A 14,121-nucleotide genomic window follows, 5' to 3' on the forward strand; every position below is an offset into this window, starting at 1 on the left:
TTTCGAGGCCGTGGAAAAAGCATAGTCGCCGGCCATGGAAACGCCCGGATTGGATTAAAGTCGGGTACGGCAAAATGTTGCCGTGTGGTATTTCAACTGCACCACAACCAGTGGTTCCGTAGGAGACAGTCATGTTTCAAGGCATTTTGATCGACAAAGACAACAGCGGTTACCGGGCCACATTGCAAGAAATCAATGACGATCAACTGCCCGAGGGCGATGTGACGGTGCGTGTGGCGTATAGCACGCTGAACTTCAAGGATGGGTTGGCCATTACCGGCAGCAGCCCGGTGGTGAGAAAATTCCCGATGGTGCCGGGCATCGATCTGGCGGGAACCGTCGAAGTCAGTGGGCATCCGGACTACAAGGTCGGTGATCAAGTCGTACTCAATGGCTGGGGCGTTGGCGAAGGGCATTGGGGCGGACTGGCGCAGAAGGCACGCCTGAACGGCGACTGGCTGATTCCATTGCCCCGGGAATTCACCGCCGCCCAGGCGATGGCCATCGGCACTGCCGGCTACACCGCGATGCTGAGCATTCTGGCGCTCGAGCATAACGGCGTCACGCCAGAGCAAGGCGATGTCCTGGTGACGGGCGCCAACGGCGGCGTAGGCAGTTTTGCCATCGCGTTGCTGAGCAAACTCGGCTACCGGGTGGTTGCATCCACGGGCCGTACCTCCGAGCACGACTACTTGAAACAGTTGGGCGCGAGCGAAATCATTGATCGCGCCCCATTGTCGTTGCCCGGCAAGCCGCTTGCCAAGGAACGCTGGGCAGCCGTGATCGACTCGGTCGGCAGTCACACATTGGCCAACGCCTGTGCGGCTACAAAAGCCAACGGCACGGTCGCCGCCTGTGGCCTGGCGCAAGGGATGGATTTTCCGGCCTCCGTGGCGCCGTTCATTTTGCGTGGCGTGACCCTGGCAGGGATCAACAGCGTCACTCAACCCAAAGCCAGGCGTGTACTGGCCTGGAATCGTCTGGCCCAAGATCTGGACTTTGCCTTGTTGCCGCTGATCAGCCACGAGATCGGTTTGAGTGAAGTGATCGAAGCGGCACCGCGATTGCTCGCTGGTCAGTTGCGAGGGAGGGTTGTCGTCGACGTCAATCGCTAAAGGCTGCGATCTTTTGATCTATTGGATTTCGCGCTCCAGCAACTGCCGTTTGCGCTCTACCCCCCAGCGGTAGCCCGAAAGGTTGCCGTCGCTGCGCACGACGCGGTGGCAAGGGATTGCTACCGCGATGCTGTTCGCGCCGCAAGCCTGAGCCACGGCGCGCACCGCTTTAGGGGAACCGATGCGCTGGGCGATATCGGCGTAGCTGGCCGTGCTGCCGACTGGAATCTCCCGCAGCGCTTGCCAGACCCGCTCCTGAAAAGCCGTGCCCTGGACGTCAAGCGGTAAATCCAGACCGATGGCCGGGGCTTCGATAAAGCCGACCACCTTGGCGATCAGTTGCTCGAATTCATGATCGGCGCCAATCAGGTGGGCGCGGCGAAATTTATCCTGCAGATCGCAGACCAATTGATGCGGATCATCGCCCAGCAAAATGGCGCAAACACCGCGTTCGCTTTGCGCCACCAGAATGGCGCCCAACGAACACTGGCCAACGGCGAACCGAATGTCGTTGTTCTGACCGGCCGCACGGTAATCTGCAGGTTTCATGCCCAACAGGAAATCCGCCGACTCATAGAAACGACTGTTGGAGTTGAAACCGGCGTCATATAGCGCATTCGTCACCGAGCCTCCATCGGTCAAACGTTGACGAACTTTACGGGAACGATGGGCGGTGGCGTAGCCCTTGGGTGTCAGCCCGGTCACAGCCTTGAACACCCGATGAAAGTGGAAACTGCTAAGGCCTGCCGTGTCGGCCAATTCACCCAATGCCGGCATGTCTTCAGCGGTTTCGATCTGGCGGCAAGCGGCGGCCACGATGGCGGCGTGTCGTTCGGCAATATCACTGCGATCTTTCGCGGAGCGTTTACTTGGGCGGTAACCGGCGGCCAGTGCCTGTTCGGCGGTATCGAAGAACTCGACATTCTGCGGTTTTGGCAGGCGCGCCAGACTGCTGGGGCTGCAAAAAATGCCGGTGGTTTTCACCGCGTAGACAAATTGCCCGTCAGCATTGGGGTCGCGAGCGACGACAGCGGCCCAGCGGGGATCTTTCTCGGTGGCGATTATCGAGGGTGTCATGGCGGCGTGTCCTTTGACCTGTTTGATTCAGATTAATCAGCAGGAGGCGTCGTCGCACTCCGGGTCTTGCGGTCAAATTCCAAGGTTCATTCAGCCGTGCGAAAAGTGAAGTTGATCCGTTGTTCACCAAGTTGCGGGTGCTGACCATCCTTGATGGGCAAGACCCCATGAAAACGTAAACGGTCAACGCCGCCCCACACTACGATATCGCCATGCAACAGCGGCACTCGCTGACTTTTGTCGCTGCGTTCAAAACCACCAAACAGGAATATCGCCGGCAACCCCAGGGACACAGAAACAATCGGTGCGCTGTAGGACGCTTCGTCCTTGTCCTGATGCAAAGACATCTTCGCACCGGGCACATAGCGGTTGATCAGGCAGGAATCGGGTACGAAGTCAGCAAAACCGGCTTCGCGCGCCGCCTCTTGTGCAAGCGAGAAAAACACGTCAGGCATCCTCGGCCAAGGGGCGTCGGTCCGGGGGTCGTTGCGGGTATAGCGATAACCGCTGCGGTCGGTAGTCCAACCCCAGGTGCCGCAACAACTCATGGCCGCTGACATGGTGAAGCCGCCAGGCGTGACCATCTGCCGAAACGGCGCGGCGGCCAGTACTTCCTCCAGTGCGGGCAGCAACTGATCCAGCCAGGGCAGGGCAAAGCCTCTCAACACCCAGGACTGTTCGCCGATCTGATCACGTCGGGGTTGTTGCTCAGGCTCGGCGTCGGTGAACAAATCGAAAGTGGTCGGTTTCATGGCGTCATCGCGCGTGGTGAAAGATGATGCCAAAGGGAGCGGCTTCCCTGCGGTCGCTCCGAATCCTGTTACAGCGCTTTACTGACACTGATGTCGCTGATGACGTCTTCACCCTGGCCATGAATGGCGTCCAGCGCCGCTTTGGCTTCTGCTTCGGTGCCGTTTTCAAGCTGAGCGAATTCGAAGCGGCGTTCGCCATTAAGCTTGTATTTGATAACGTATTTGGTCGTTTGGGCCACGGTCATACCTGCTTGTGTTCGAGTCGGAGGTCGCTTAGCTCAGTTTAGTGGTGGAGCGACGGATGATCTTGATCGAGTGAGTCAGGGTCGGTTTGCGGGTCACGCTGATTGCCCGGCTGTTGACGGTGTCGATGGTGATGTTCCAGAAACCGGTGCTCGGTGCAGTAATACGCGCCGGGAAGGTGTCGAAAGCACCGCCGTGGTAAGTGTGACGGCCGCCATTCTTGAAACTGCGGAAATTGGCGTCGTTCATCAAGCGGATGTTGCACGTTTGGGAGCATTGGATGACGACAATGTCGTCTTCATTGAGGTGCTCGCGCTGGTGGATAAATTTCATGAGGCGCCTCCAGAAGGGCTTTTTCTACAAAATCAAAACGATAGCATGGGCGATTGGCGCAGTTTATCAGCCCGAACAGGTTATTATCCGATCGTTGAGGCGCGCTTTGACAATTTAAAACAGTTATTCGCCGTTCCATGAGCGAGAAAAGCAGTGAGCCTCGGAGAAAACCAGCGTTTGTGCTGTCCGAGGGTCTTTATCGGAGGTTTTGTATGAAGTGGGGTCTGTGGGTCTTGCCATTTGCGTTGGCGATCAGTGGATGTGCGGGTGTTTCGGAAATCAACGAGACGCTGCCCACCATGAACGTGATTTCAGGCAAAAAGCCCCATGAGTACGCACAATGCCTGGCGGAGAAGCTGGCCAGCAGTCGCGGGGCCTTGCAAATCGAGCCGCAGGAAAAGGAAGGCGTGCGTGTCATCGTTCCTGGGAAATTCGCCTCGGGTCCTGCCGCCGTGTTTGATATTGAACAACGCTCCGGTGGCAGCGGCATCAAGCTGCATGAGCGCATGTCCAACGTGCCAATGCGCCCGACCGATGTACGCAATGCCGCCACTGCGTGCATTTCCGGCTGATAAGCTGGTGACAATCAGCGCCGTCAAAGCAACGCATTGGCGGCTTTGTCATTTCTGGAGTCGGGCATGAAGCGAGAGCAAGTACGGGAGCGCCAGGCAGAAGGACATATCTCTGCCACCCATGTGATTCAGAACCCGGCGAACCTGGGGGAATGGATCGTGTTTTTCAAGAAGAGCGCCGGGCGCAGTTACTTCCTGGTGGATGACAACGATGAAGTCGAATCCTTCAGTCGCCTCGACGATTTGATCGAGACCGTGCGCGGTCTCGGGATCAAATTCGCCGAAATTCAACTGTAGGGCAGGGCGCCTTACTTGCAGACGACCACAACGCTGCGGTTCTTGTAGTTGCCGACATCGACGCCTAGGGTCTTGTCGCTTTCCTTGGTCGAGGGTGTGCCGTCGGTGCCGACGATTCGATAGCCGGTGCCGGCGCAGGAGGCATCGGCTTTTTCATAGCAGGCGGCCCAGGAATTGGCTTCGCCGGAACAGTCGATGGCCAGGCCCTGCTCGCCGTTGTTGAGGTACGTTGTTTCTGTGGTGGCGCAGCCACTCAGGACCAGCAATGCAATCAGCGGTAAGAATTTTTTCATGGAGTGGTCGTCGTCAGGATGATGGGGCTAAGCCTGTGACAGCGCCAAAATCAAAAGGTTATAGCGAAAGGCCACTTCATCGGCCTCCATCGCGAAAAAAAGCCCTGCGCGAGGCAGGGCTTGTTAAGGCAAGTCGACATCCGATCAGGACTTGTCCTTGCCGCGGCGTTTTGGCGCCGGGTGCTCAAGCTCGAGAACGGAGGCGACTTCAATCGCCGACGCTTCGGTCGGGAATGGCCCGGCGATATTTTCGCCGCTAACACCGTCTACCCACCATTGGCCGTCTTTCGCCTGATTGATCAGGAACCCGTTGACACTCTTTGCTTCCGACATCTATTTGCCTCGTTGGCTGGTTCAATTGCGCAATGATAGCGCCAAATGCACCCAGCCGGGGCTGATGGGTGTAGGGTGGTGCGCCTGCATGGGAGCGATTTGACGGCGGACTGTCGAATCTCTGCTATCTATAAAGAGCGCCAGGACGATCTGCGGAACTATCCGCGAGAATATTTCTCTATGATGGCATCGGTTAGCCAGCGCGGGGCATTGAAAGGTGCACGCCGCCTGATTAGACTGCGCCGAAACTCGTACACACAGCCCTTTCAAGGACTCATATGATCAAGAAATGCTTGTTCCCAGCAGCCGGTTACGGCACTCGCTTCCTTCCAGCGACTAAAGCCATGCCCAAAGAAATGCTGCCGGTGGTAAACAAGCCACTGATCCAGTACGGCGTCGAAGAAGCATTGGATGCCGGGTTGACCGAAATCTCCATCGTCACGGGTCGCGGCAAGCGCGCCCTGGAAGACCATTTCGACATCAGCTACGAGTTGGAAAACCAGATCAAGGGCACCGATAAGGAAAAGTACCTGGTCGGCATCCGCAAGCTGCTCGACGAGTGCTCGTTTTCTTACACTCGCCAAACTGAAATGAAAGGCTTGGGCCACGCTATCCTCACCGGTCGCCCGCTGATCGGCGACGAACCGTTTGCCGTGGTGTTGGCGGATGACTTGTGCGTCAACCTCGAAGGCGACGGCGTGCTGACCCAGATGGTCAAACTGTACGAACAGTACCGTTGCACCATCGTTGCGATCCAGGAAGTGGATCCGCAGGAAACCAACAAGTACGGCGTGATCGCTGGCGAGTTGATTGCTGATGACCTGTACCGCGTGCGTAACATGGTCGAAAAACCGGCTCCTGAAGATGCTCCGTCAAACCTGGCCATCATCGGCCGTTACATCCTGACTCCGGACATTTTCGACCTGATCAAGCAAACCGAGCCAGGTAAAGGCGGCGAGATCCAGATCACCGACGCGCTGATGAAGCAGGCGAAAAACGGTTGCGTAATTGCCTACAAATTCAAGGGCCAGCGCTTCGACTGCGGTGGTGCTGAAGGCTACATCGAAGCGACCAACTTCTGCTTCGAGAACTTCTACAAGACTGGCAAGGCTTACTGATAGCGCTTGATTTGCTTGTATTGAAAAGCCACCTTCGGGTGGCTTTTTCATTTGCCGCCCCTTAAAAGCCTTCAGCGCTTGCCCAACAAACGGCGGCGGGTATGCTGGTGCCCTGCCGAGGAGATTGAAAATGGCCTACGATTTTGACCTTTATGTGATTGGCGCCGGTTCCGGCGGTGTTCGGGCTGCGCGTTTCGCAGCCGGTTATGGCGCGAAAGTCGCTGTGGCGGAGAGCCGCTACTTGGGCGGTACCTGCGTGAACGTTGGCTGCGTGCCGAAAAAGCTGCTGGTCTACGGCGCGCATTTCGCTGAAGACTTCGAGCAGTCCTCGGGTTTCGGCTGGACGCTTACTGGCGAAGCGAAGTTCGACTGGGCGACGCTGATCGCCAACAAGGATCGCGAGATCAATCGCCTCAACGGCATCTATCGGACCTTGCTGGTTAACAGCGGTGTGACGTTGCATGAAGGCCACGCCAAGATCGTTGACCCCAATACGGTCGAGATCAATGGCGAGCGTTTTACCGCGAAGAATATTTTGATCGCGACTGGCGGCTGGCCGCAGATTCCGGACATTCCGGGGCACGAGCATGCCATCAGCTCCAATCAGGCGTTTTTCCTCAAAGAACTGCCAAAGCGCGTACTGGTGGTGGGTGGTGGTTATATTGCCGTCGAGTTTGCCGGGATTTTCCATGGCTTGGGCGCCAAAACCACGTTGCTGTATCGCGGTGACCTATTCCTGCGTGGTTTTGACGGCGCGGTGCGCAAACACTTGCAGGAAGAGCTGACCAAGCGTGGCATGGACCTGCAATTCAACGCCGACATCGAGCGCATCGAAAAGCGTGCCGATGGCAGTCTGAGAGCAACACTCAAGGACGGTCGTGAGCTGGCGGCGGATTGTGTGTTTTACGCCACCGGCCGGCGTCCGATGCTGGATAACCTGGGGCTGGAAAACACTGGCGTCAAACTCGACAAGAAAGGCTTTGTCGAAGTGGACGAACAGTATCAAACCGCCGAGCCATCGATCCTGGCCCTGGGCGATGTGATTGGTCGCGTTCAGCTGACGCCGGTCGCACTGGCCGAAGGCATGGCGGTAGCGCGGCGCTTGTTCAAGCCTGAGCAGTATCGTCCGGTGGATTACAAGCTGATCCCGACCGCGGTGTTCAGCTTGCCGAACATCGGCACTGTCGGCCTTTCGGAGGAAGAAGCTCGCGAGGCTGGTCTCGACGTAGTGATTTATGAAAGCCGTTTCCGCCCGATGAAGCTGACACTGACCGACTGTCAGGAGCGCACATTGATGAAACTTGTAGTGGACGGTAAGACCGACAAGGTGCTGGGTTGCCACATGGTCGGGCCGGATGCCGGTGAGATTGTGCAAGGTCTGGCGATTGCCTTGAAGGCAGGCGCCACCAAGCGCGACTTCGACGACACCATCGGCGTGCACCCGACGGCTGCCGAGGAGTTTGTCACCATGCGTACGCCGGTCGCGGGCTAATTGGGTATGTCTGTGCCTGGCGGTTCATCCTTATAGGAGCGAGCCTGCTCGCGAGAAACTCAAGGACGCCGCTGGGCATTTGACATTAAGCGTTATCGTTAACGTCCATCGCGAGCGAGCTCGCTCCTGCCATGTTCGCCTCAAGCTCTGCATGGGCCTCGGCCAGTTTTGACCTTACAACGACTTCGCAGCCGAACGTCACCTTTGGTAGCTGCTACACGGAAGCGTTAGATTCCTTTTCATTCTATTAATACTACTGGCTAATAGCGAAAACCCATCAGCAGCATCAACTTTGCCAATGAGTCATCCGTCCGTCGAGTGGGTAGAGTTCACTCCATCAACTTCTTAACCCCTGACGGAGAGTCAACGATGCCTATCATCAACAGCCAAGTTAAACCATTCAAAGCTGACGCATTCAGAAACGGCGACTTCGTAAAAGTCTCGGACGCTGACCTGAAAGGCAAGTGGTCTGTCGTGTTCTTCTACCCGGCCGACTTCACCTTCGTTTGCCCGACCGAGCTGGAAGACCTGGCTGACAACTACAGCGCCTTCGAGAAATTGGGCGTCGAAATCTACAGTGTTTCTACTGACACCCACTTTGCCCACGCTGCCTGGCACAACACTTCGCCAGCCATCGGCAAAATTCAGTACACCATGATTGGCGACCCGACCCACGCCATCTCCCGCAACTTCGACGTGCTGATCGAAGAAGCCGGTCTGGCTGACCGTGGCACTTTCGTGATCAATCCTGAAGGCCTGATCAAAATCGTCGAACTGAACGACGGTGGTGTTGGCCGTGACGCTTCCGAGTTGCTGCGCAAGATCAAAGCCGCTCAATACGTGGCTGCTCACCCAGGCGAAGTTTGCCCAGCCAAGTGGAAGGAAGGCGAGGCCACCTTGGCACCGTCCCTGGACCTGGTCGGCAAGATCTAAGTCTGTGACACGCTTCATCAGGGCGCAATCCCGCACCTACTCGTAAGCTGCACCGCCCTGTAAAACGCCCGGGCGATATTCGCTCGGGCGTTTTTTTTACAGAATTCAAAAGGAAATCGCCCGTATGTTGGACGCCAATCTTAAAACCCAGTTGAAGTCGTACCTGGAACGGGTCACTCAGCCGATCGAGATCGTTGCATCCCTCGACGACGGTGCGAAATCCCGGGAAATGCTTGAACTGTTGAAAGAAGTCGCCAGTCTTTCCGCGCAAATTACCTTGGTCGACAAGGGTGACGATGCACGCAAGCCGTCGTTCTCGATCAACCGCCCCGGTGCCGATATCAACCTGCGTTTCGCCGGCATCCCGATGGGCCATGAATTCACTTCGCTGGTGCTGGCGCTGCTGCAAGTCGGTGGCCATCCTTCGAAAGCCAGCGTGGAAGTGATCGAACAGATCCGCTCGCTCAAAGGTCAGTTCAGCTTCGAGACCTACTTCTCGCTGTCCTGCCAGAATTGCCCGGACGTGGTCCAGGCGCTGAACCTGATGGCGGTCCTGAACCCGAACATTCGCCACGTTGCGATCGACGGCGCGTTGTTCCAGGCCGAAGTCGATGATCGCAAGATCATGGCCGTGCCAAGCATCTACCTGAACGGCGAGCTCTTCGGCCAGGGTCGCATGGGCCTGGAAGAAATTCTCGCCAAGATCGACACCAGCGGTGCCGAGCGCCAGGCCGAGAAAATCAGCGCCAAGGAAGCCTTTGACGTGCTGGTGGTCGGCGGTGGTCCGGCCGGTGCTGCGGCAGCGATCTACGCTGCCCGTAAAGGCATTCGCACCGGTGTCGCGGCGGAGCGTTTTGGTGGGCAGGTGCTCGACACCATGGCGATCGAGAACTTCATTTCCGTGCAAGAAACCGAAGGGCCGAAACTGGCCAGCGCCCTCGAAGAACACGTCAAGCAATACGACGTAGACATCATGAACCTGCAACGAGCCACTGCGCTGATTCCGGCGAAAAACCCTGGCGAGTTGCACGAAGTGCGCTTCGAAAGCGGTGCCAGCCTGAAAACCCGAGCGCTGATTCTCGCCACCGGTGCACGCTGGCGTGAAATGGGCGTGCCGGGCGAGCAGGAATACAAAGCCAAAGGCGTGTGTTTCTGCCCGCACTGCGACGGTCCGCTGTTCAAGGGCAAGCGCGTCGCGGTGATCGGCGGCGGTAACTCCGGGGTTGAAGCGGCGATTGATCTGGCCGGCATTGTCAGCCACGTCACGCTGCTGGAATTCGACAGCAAACTGCGCGCCGATGCGGTGTTGCAGCGCAAGTTGTTCAGCCTGCCCAACGTCGACGTGATCACCAGCGCACTGACCAGTGAAGTAAAGGGTGACGGCCAAAAAGTCAGCGGTCTGGTCTACAAGGATCGCGATTCGGGAGAGTTCAACACGGTCAACCTCGAAGGCATCTTCGTGCAGATCGGCCTGCTGCCGAACACTGACTGGCTCAAAGGCACCGTCGAGCTGTCGCCCCGTGGCGAGATCATCGTCGATGCGCGCGGCGAGACATCGCTGCCGGGTGTGTTCGCTGCCGGTGACGTGACTACGGTGCCGTACAAACAGATCGTGATTGCGGTGGGCGAGGGTGCCAAGGCTTCCCTGAGCGCATTCGATCACCTTATCCGGACGTCGGCTCCGGCGTAAAACCCGAAGCGGAAAACACAAAAACCCCATGAGCGATCATGGGGTTTTTTGTGCTCAACGCTGATCGTCCCCTCGCCCAGCGTAGGAACGATCAATCGGGACAGTGGGTTACAGCGGTGCAGGCTGGATGATTTCAACCCAGTAGGCATCCGGGTCCTTGATGAACGCCAGGCTCTTCATGCGCCCGTCGTTCAAGCGTTTCTGGAAGTCGCAGCCCAGCGCTTCGAAGCGCTCGCACGCGGCAACGATGTCCGGGACCGAGATGCAGATGTGGCCAAAACCACGCGGGTCGGTGTTGCCGTTGTGATAGGCGAAATCCGCATCGTTTTCGGTGCCGTGGTTGTGGGTCAGCTCAAGGATGCCGGGGATCGATTTCATCCATTCGGTACGGGCTGCGGCATCGGCCGGGATCTGGGATTTATCGACCAGCGCGAGGAAATACAGACTGAATTCGGCTTCGGGAAAATCGCGTTTTTCCACCAGCGAAAAACCGAGGATGCGCGTGTAGAAATCCAGGGACTTGGTGATGTCCTTGACCCGCAGCATGGTGTGGTTGAAGACAAATTTCTGGGTGGCGCTTTCAGGCTGGGCGGTAACGCCTGGGAAGGTGTTCAATTCGTGCAGGCTCATGGGCCCTCCGGACATAAGTGGGGCTAACGATGGCGCCAATGATACGCAAGGGCGCGGGCATCGCCAAACGCAAACCGTCGGCTATTGCCTCACAGGCGGGCGAGGCTCAGACTTTGCGGCTCAATCCCTGAGTGTTGTTCGCAATGATCCGATCCTGTAAATCGCTATTCGTTCTGGTTGGCCTGCTCTCAAGCATTGCTGGTGCTCACGCAGACGTGCCGGTTGTGTCCTGGCCAGACGGCTGGGAAGTTGAAGCGATTCCACAAGATGACGCCAAGCCCGAGGTGTCGCGGCAGCGCGCGGTGAAAAACGATCAGGGCGGTACGCCGGTGATGGTCATGGAGCTGACCATGACCCCGGTGGACAGCGGGCATCAGGTGAATGTGCAGGGCGTGTTGCTGGAAATGCGCAAGTCGGTGCAGAAGGATTTCTTTCAGGGCGGCTATCAAAGTGTCTGCAATAAAATTCATCCCACGACTTTGAGCCGACTGGCGGCGCTGGAAACTACCTGCACGATTACCCAAAACGGCCGGCATGTGCTGTCGCAAACATTGGTCGCGGCGGTGGGTGCGGATAAAGCTTATGTTTTTTCGTACGCGGGGCAGGCCGACGCTTATAAGGCGAGTCAGGAGGAAATAGCGGCGGCCCGTAACAGCCTGAAACTTTAGTGGGGCGAGTTGCACGGTCGTGCATTTCGCAATCTTTAGATACCCGAACGGATTAAGCACAAAGTTGAACGGCAAGTAGCGAGTTGATCGATTGCGATCGTTGCATTTAACAGGTATCCATGAAAAAGCCCCACTTGATGCAGGGCTTCTTTTGTCGCCGCGAGTAGTTATCCGCGTAGCCAGGAATCAACGGTGCCAGCACCGTATTGCTCCTTCCAGGCTTTCAGCCCGCGGTGGTTGCCACCCTTGGTTTCAATCAGTTCACCCGTGTGTGGATTCTGATAAACCTTGACCACGCGAGCGCGGCGGGTTTTAGGCGCGGAGGCCTGTTGCAGGCCGGATTTTCCCGGGTTCGGATCGAGGATGGCGACGATGTCGCGCAGGCTCTTGCCGTAGGTTTTCATCAGCCCCTGGAGCTTTTCTTCGAATTCGATTTCTTTCTTGAGCCCGGCATCGTTCTTCAGGGATTCCAGCTGCTTGAGCTGCTCTTGAAGGGCCTTTTCAGCTGCACGAAATTCAGCGAGTCTGGACAATATCTTTACTCCAATAGTGTGTTTGGCTGATACCAACCGCAAACAAAGCTATAAGCCAAGTGCCTTGAAGCGACTCGGTGATAATGGCTCACCTGCCAATCTAGCGCAGGCATGAAAAATTGTAGTAGTTAATTGGCAAAGAGTAAATCCTGTCTTTTTCTTCATGTAACAACAGTAGTCTTTTGATTCAAATCGGTGCGCGATTTCGTTGTCTCGTCGCATAAAGGCGTTAGTTAATGCTGAATTAATGCATTAACAAAATCGGCGCCGGGCATCGGCCGACCAAACAGATAACCTTGCAAGAAGTTCACGCCGTGGGTGGTGAGATAGTCACTTTGTTCCTCGGTTTCGACACCTTCGGCAACGATGCCCAGGTCGAGCTTGGCCGAAAGCTCAATGATGCTGTCGAGGATGTGCCGGGACAGCGCATCGGCGCCGATCATCGCGACGAAACTCTGGTCGATTTTCAGAAAGTCCACATTGAACTGGCGCAAGTAACCCAGGCTTGAGTGACCGGTGCCAAAGTCGTCGATGGCAATCTTCACGCCCAACGCGTGCAGTTGCTCGAACAACTGCAGCGTAATGGCCGTGGGCTCAATCAGTTCACGCTCGGTCAACTCCAGCACCAGACTGATGGAGCCCGGCGCAAAAGCATTGAGAAACGCCCGGCAATCGTTGACCAGTTCCAGGTCCTTGCAGTGGCTGGCGGTGATGTTGATACCGATGTGAAACGGCTCGTCAAACGAGGGGGAGACAGGCGCCAGCACTTGCGCGGTTTGCTGCATCAACGAGCGAGTCATTGGCACGATCAAGCCCGAGTGCTCGGCAACCGGGATGAACATATCCGGGCGAACCAGGCCTTCCTTCGGATGATTCCAGCGCATCAGAACTTCGGCGCCGGCCCACTTTTTGCTCGCGCCATGTACCACCGGTTGAAAGTACGGGACGAACTCCGCCGCGTCCAATGCGCGCTGGATTTCACGACTGGGAGAAGACGAGCGTTTCTGCAAGACATGTCCGATCAGTCCGGACACGACACCAAAGAAGATCAACAAACTGAACAGCGGCGGATACTCGCTGCGCATGTAACGCCAGGTCTCACCCTCGGGAGAACCCGCCGTGACGGTGAAGGCATAGCGCGAGGAGGAGCGTTTGCTTTCGGCGACGGGCAGGGTGGGCAGGGCATCCTGGTGAACCTTGCCGTCCGCCGACAGCCAGCTCGGGCCGACCTGTACCAACAATAAGGTCTGGCGTCCAATCAGGCGCAGCACGTTGCTCAAGTGATAACCGTCGACGGTGGTCAGCGCGCCCTGTTGCCCTTCGCTGAGCCGATACACCAGCAGCGCGGTATTGGGCGTCACCGGGTTGCCATTCCTCAGCCACAACTTGCCCTGGGTGTAGTCGCCGGCGTTGACTTTCTCCTGAACGTCACCAAACAACGAACTGCAATAGACGTTGTTGTCCCACACCAGATTGGTCGAGCGTACGAAAGGGCGACGGGTGACCTGCTCGCGCAAGGCCAGTTTGACGTCGTCGCAGCGTTGGCCGGCCAGCGGCAGCAGCTCGTGTGCGGCTTGGGCGGTGTTGTCGAGCATCAGGTCGAACTGGCGGACGGCTTCTTCGGCGGTCACTCGGGTGCTGTGTTCGAGCGCGCGTCCGGCCTGCACATAAAGAATGGCAAATCCCAACAGTATCGGCAGGGCGCAGCTCAGGACGGTCACAACGATTCGGGTGCCACGGGTGCGGCGGGTTTTGGCAGTCAGGGGCATTTGCGAAACCTGTCACGATGAAAACACAATGAAGAGGGGCTCTCAAATGCTGGCAGGGCAACGGCTCGCCTCCCAAAAAGAGTTCGGTTGTCGCCATGATAGATGGCCATGGCCGCTCATGTCGCTCAAACCCCTTGCGCGAGCAGGGAAAAAGGGGATTTGATACTGAAGGCGGACAAACCTGTTTACGCTGTGTAGAATCGAATTACGCATACAAGAATAATCGTTTCTGGAATCAGAAGCATCGCCCGCAATAGCTTTGGGTCGACAATG

At 57.1% G+C, this 14,121-nt stretch carries 17 protein-coding genes; 8 read left to right on the plus strand and 9 right to left on the minus strand.

What is annotated here, in order from left to right; all coding sequences use genetic code 11:
• Positions 1 to 131 precede the first annotated feature (131 nt).
• Positions 132 to 1,115 carry an acrylyl-CoA reductase (NADPH) gene (gene acuI, locus ACYZT4_RS05280; protein ID WP_461985825.1) on the plus strand — a complete coding sequence of 328 codons (984 nt, stop codon included), beginning with the start codon at positions 132 to 134 and terminating at the stop codon, positions 1,113 to 1,115.
• Positions 1,116 to 1,133: 18 nt separating this feature from the next.
• Here acuI and ada read toward each other — a convergent pair whose 3' ends face one another.
• The 4 genes from ada to ACYZT4_RS05300 form a co-directional block, all read right to left on the minus strand.
• On the minus strand, positions 1,134 to 2,192 hold the full coding sequence (gene ada / locus ACYZT4_RS05285) for a bifunctional DNA-binding transcriptional regulator/O6-methylguanine-DNA methyltransferase Ada (RefSeq protein WP_461985826.1): 1,059 nt from the start codon (positions 2,190 to 2,192) through the stop codon (positions 1,134 to 1,136).
• 86 nt (positions 2,193 to 2,278) lie between these two features.
• Complete coding sequence (alkB, locus tag ACYZT4_RS05290; RefSeq protein WP_461985828.1) at positions 2,279 to 2,944, minus strand: DNA oxidative demethylase AlkB; 666 nt, start codon at positions 2,942 to 2,944, stop codon at positions 2,279 to 2,281.
• Between the two features lie 68 nt (positions 2,945 to 3,012).
• A complete protein-coding gene (locus ACYZT4_RS05295; protein ID WP_461988828.1) occupies positions 3,013 to 3,183 on the minus strand; it encodes a hypothetical protein in 171 nt (56 codons plus the stop codon).
• 34 nt (positions 3,184 to 3,217) lie between these two features.
• On the minus strand, positions 3,218 to 3,520 hold the full coding sequence (locus ACYZT4_RS05300) for a DUF1883 domain-containing protein (RefSeq protein ID WP_461985830.1): 303 nt from the start codon (positions 3,518 to 3,520) through the stop codon (positions 3,218 to 3,220).
• A 212-nt stretch (positions 3,521 to 3,732) separates the two neighbouring features.
• Here ACYZT4_RS05300 and ACYZT4_RS05305 point away from each other — a divergent pair, with 212 nt between their 5' ends.
• Positions 3,733 to 4,092 (plus strand): hypothetical protein, encoded by a 360-nt coding sequence (locus tag ACYZT4_RS05305; protein WP_461985831.1) that lies wholly within the window; start codon positions 3,733 to 3,735, stop codon positions 4,090 to 4,092.
• A gap of 66 nt (positions 4,093 to 4,158) precedes the next feature.
• Positions 4,159 to 4,389 (plus strand): hypothetical protein, encoded by a 231-nt coding sequence (locus tag ACYZT4_RS05310; protein WP_461985833.1) that lies wholly within the window; start codon positions 4,159 to 4,161, stop codon positions 4,387 to 4,389.
• Between the two features lie 11 nt (positions 4,390 to 4,400).
• On the opposite strand, the gene ACYZT4_RS05315 is transcribed toward ACYZT4_RS05310, so the two are convergent.
• Both ACYZT4_RS05315 and ACYZT4_RS05320 read right to left on the minus strand, forming a co-directional pair.
• Positions 4,401 to 4,682 (minus strand): hypothetical protein, encoded by a 282-nt coding sequence (locus tag ACYZT4_RS05315; RefSeq protein ID WP_461985834.1) that lies wholly within the window; start codon positions 4,680 to 4,682, stop codon positions 4,401 to 4,403.
• A gap of 144 nt (positions 4,683 to 4,826) precedes the next feature.
• Positions 4,827 to 5,015 carry a hypothetical protein gene (locus ACYZT4_RS05320; protein WP_461985836.1) on the minus strand — a complete coding sequence of 63 codons (189 nt, stop codon included), beginning with the start codon at positions 5,013 to 5,015 and terminating at the stop codon, positions 4,827 to 4,829.
• Positions 5,016 to 5,293: 278 nt separating this feature from the next.
• Between ACYZT4_RS05320 and galU the strand changes: the two genes are divergently transcribed.
• The 4 genes from galU (at position 5,294) to ahpF (ending at position 10,248) form a co-directional block, all read left to right on the plus strand.
• On the plus strand, positions 5,294 to 6,133 hold the full coding sequence (gene galU, locus ACYZT4_RS05325; RefSeq protein WP_415769266.1) for a UTP--glucose-1-phosphate uridylyltransferase GalU: 840 nt from the start codon (positions 5,294 to 5,296) through the stop codon (positions 6,131 to 6,133).
• Positions 6,134 to 6,263: 130 nt separating this feature from the next.
• Positions 6,264 to 7,625, plus strand: coding sequence for a glutathione-disulfide reductase (gorA, locus tag ACYZT4_RS05330; protein WP_461985838.1), 1,362 nt, complete (start codon positions 6,264 to 6,266; stop codon positions 7,623 to 7,625).
• 369 nt (positions 7,626 to 7,994) lie between these two features.
• Entirely contained in the window at positions 7,995 to 8,558 is a 564-nt protein-coding gene (gene ahpC, locus ACYZT4_RS05335; RefSeq protein ID WP_461985840.1) for an alkyl hydroperoxide reductase subunit C, read from the plus strand.
• Positions 8,559 to 8,682: 124 nt separating this feature from the next.
• Complete coding sequence (gene ahpF, locus ACYZT4_RS05340) at positions 8,683 to 10,248, plus strand: alkyl hydroperoxide reductase subunit F (protein ID WP_461985841.1); 1,566 nt, start codon at positions 8,683 to 8,685, stop codon at positions 10,246 to 10,248.
• 108 nt (positions 10,249 to 10,356) lie between these two features.
• Here the strand turns inward: ahpF and gloA are convergent, their stop codons facing one another.
• On the minus strand, positions 10,357 to 10,878 hold the full coding sequence (gloA, locus tag ACYZT4_RS05345) for a lactoylglutathione lyase (protein WP_461985842.1): 522 nt from the start codon (positions 10,876 to 10,878) through the stop codon (positions 10,357 to 10,359).
• 143 nt (positions 10,879 to 11,021) lie between these two features.
• Between gloA and ACYZT4_RS05350 the strand changes: the two genes are divergently transcribed.
• Positions 11,022 to 11,546, plus strand: a complete 525-nt coding sequence (locus tag ACYZT4_RS05350; protein WP_461988557.1) for a DUF4946 domain-containing protein — start codon at positions 11,022 to 11,024, stop codon at positions 11,544 to 11,546.
• Between the two features lie 167 nt (positions 11,547 to 11,713).
• Here the strand turns inward: ACYZT4_RS05350 and ACYZT4_RS05355 are convergent, their stop codons facing one another.
• Both ACYZT4_RS05355 and ACYZT4_RS05360 read right to left on the minus strand, forming a co-directional pair.
• Complete coding sequence (locus tag ACYZT4_RS05355) at positions 11,714 to 12,079, minus strand: histone-like nucleoid-structuring protein, MvaT/MvaU family (RefSeq protein ID WP_461985844.1); 366 nt, start codon at positions 12,077 to 12,079, stop codon at positions 11,714 to 11,716.
• Positions 12,080 to 12,312: 233 nt separating this feature from the next.
• Positions 12,313 to 13,848, minus strand: a complete 1,536-nt coding sequence (locus ACYZT4_RS05360) for an EAL domain-containing protein (protein WP_461985846.1) — start codon at positions 13,846 to 13,848, stop codon at positions 12,313 to 12,315.
• Between the last annotated feature and the right edge of the window lie 273 nt (positions 13,849 to 14,121).

This window comes from Pseudomonas sp. GB2N2 (assembly GCF_054897705.1).